The organism is Endozoicomonas sp. ONNA2 (assembly GCF_024606365.1).
Taxonomy (GTDB): Bacteria; Pseudomonadota; Gammaproteobacteria; order Pseudomonadales; family Endozoicomonadaceae; genus Endozoicomonas.
This window is the reverse complement of the sequence record NZ_JAHHPO010001063.1, coordinates 1-2,404: the sequence shown is the minus strand read 5'-3', so window position 1 is coordinate 2,404 and position 2,404 is coordinate 1. Positions and strand designations below refer to the sequence as shown.

Here is a 2,404-nt window from a genome sequence, read left to right as displayed (position 1 = left end):
ATTACGGCTGGCAATATTCACCACCTTGCCTACCAGGTCTGAGTTTACCCGCTGGATAAAGTCATCGGTATTCAGGTCAAGATCGTCAATACGGTTGGAGAGTTTGGCAGCGTAGTAATAACGCAGATACTCAGGGCCCAGGTGTTCCAGGTAAGTACGGGCGGTGATGAATGTGCCCCGGGACTTGGACATTTTTTCACCATTTACGGTCAGATAACCATGCACATTCACCCGGGTTGGGGTCCGATAGTCAGCACCGTGAAGCATCGCTGGCCAGAACAGGCAATGGAAGTTGACAATGTCCTTGCCAATAAAATGATGCACTTCGCACTGGCTGTCTTTATGCCAGTACTCAGCAAAGCTCAGGTCGTCACGGCGCTGGCAGAGATTTTCAAATGCCGCCATATAACCAATGGGGGCATCCAGCCATACATAGAAGTATTTGCCCGGTTCTCCGGGGATTTCAAAGCCAAAGTACGGTGCATCCCGGGAGATATCCCAGTCCTGCAGGCCCGCATCCAGCCACTCCGACAGTTTGTTGGCAATTTCGTCAGAGATGGTGCCAGAGCGGGTCCACTGCTTCAGGAAGTCCGAAAAATCCGAGAGTTTAAAGAAGAAGTGCTCGCTCTCTTTGTCAACGGGGGCGGCGCCGGAGAGGGCTGACCGGGCGTTTTTCAGTTCCGCCGGTGAGTAGGTTGCCCCACACACTTCACAGTTGTCGCCATACTGACCAGATGCACCACATTTCGGGCAGTCACCCGTGATGTAGCGGTCTGCCAGAAACATCTGTTTCTCAGGATCATAGGCCTGAATGATCGTTCGGCTGGCAATGTGGCCCTTTTCCTTCAGGGCCAGGTAAATCGCTTCGGAGAGCTTACGGTTCTCTTGCGAGTGGGTGGAGTAGTAATTATCAAACGCCACATGGAAGTCAGCAAAATCCCGAACCCGCTCAATGTTAATTCGGGCCACGGACTCTTGGGGTGAAATGCCCTGTTTTTCTGCGTGGAGGCTGATGGCGGTGCCATGGGCGTCATCAGCGCAAACATAGGTACATTGGTGGCCAGAGAGTTTCTGGAAACGAACCCAGATATCCGTCTGGATGTATTCCACCAGATGCCCCATATGCAGAGGACCGTTGGCATAGGGCAGGGCACTGGTGACAAGTATTTTGCGTTGGCTCATGGGTCTGTCGTCGGATAAAAAACGGGAATGCGCGATTATACAAACTGTCCCCGGGAAAGCCTATCAGGAACAGTCCCGCGTTAAACCCGCTCCAACATTTGCCGTGAAAAATATTTTGCCTAACCATTTTTCATCCTCAGGGGTGGCGCAAAATATTTTTTTCACGCGCCATGGGTATTTATACAAAACTTGAGTCCTGCTCGGTTTCAGCGTTTTTCAGTTTATCAAGCAGTGATGCTGTTTCTTGCTGATAAGCTTCAATGGCCGCAGAACCTTGCAGTTTTGCATTTTCGGTCTTCGCCATATCGAATGAAAAGGTTTTCTTGCTATCGCCAAGACCTTTTACCTCAGAGCTGATCCTGGCCCGAAGGGAATGCTTGCGTTTGCGTGACGAACTTTTAAAATTGCTGATTTCAGTATTCATAAACTGTTGAATATCTTCCAGGGTCGTACCTGTTGCAAACGTCTGTTTGCAAACTTCAAAATGTCTCCCCAAGGACGCGTAGGTGATTTCGATACTGCGAGTGCGAACTTTGTCAGATTCCGATGGTGTACCCACTGTTGCTGCTTTTTTCGCACCGCTAACAGACTTGTTTGGGGCTGGCCCAGAATCAGGCGCGGTTGCCAATGGTGCTTGCGGTTGTTTTTGTGCTTTTCTGTGAATGGGTGCGAAGCGAGTTCGTTTCAGCGGTGTGGCACGTTTATCCGATTTTTTTTGTTTTTCCGATGCTTTAGTACCCTGAGAACGAGTGCTTTTATCTGTGTTCCGACTTCCGGGTCGTTTAGTTGCTGTGCAGCAAGGCATGCACTGAGTGAAAGTTTGTGTTGCTGAGCGTTTCTTCTTGTGTGGAGGCTTTTTCTCTATCTTTGTTTGAGATGTTTGCTTGATATCATCCGCACTTTCCGAGAGAGATTCCGATTCAGCCAGACTGGGTATTTTGGTAGCAGATAACGCGGTGTTGCTTGCAGGCTTCGGTGTTGTTAACGCCTGATGGAGGGGCTCTGAATGAACTTGATCAATATCATCGGTCTGGCGCCCGGTTGAGGAGCTGCTGACTCCAGCTGGCTTGCTGACAGCACTGCGCTGGCCCGTGAGTTTAGTGGTATCAGCAGTGACAGATCCCGGCTTCAATGGCTGGAGCCTGGTTGAGGAGCTGCCTGATCCAGCTGGCTTGCTGACAGCACTGGGTTGGCCCGGGACTTTAGTGGCATCAGCAGTGAC

2 protein-coding genes are annotated in these 2,404 nt (G+C 50.6%); both read right to left on the bottom strand.

Features of this window, described 5'->3' with window-relative positions; genetic code table 11:
• Positions 1-1,182: methionine--tRNA ligase (metG, locus tag KDK14_RS18895; RefSeq protein ID WP_257266760.1), on the bottom strand; the 1,182-nt coding region annotated here is incomplete at its 3' end.
• A gap of 178 nt (positions 1,183-1,360) precedes the next feature.
• A partial coding sequence (locus KDK14_RS18890; protein ID WP_257266759.1) for a hypothetical protein occupies positions 1,361-2,404 on the bottom strand: 1,044 nt, incomplete at its 5' end.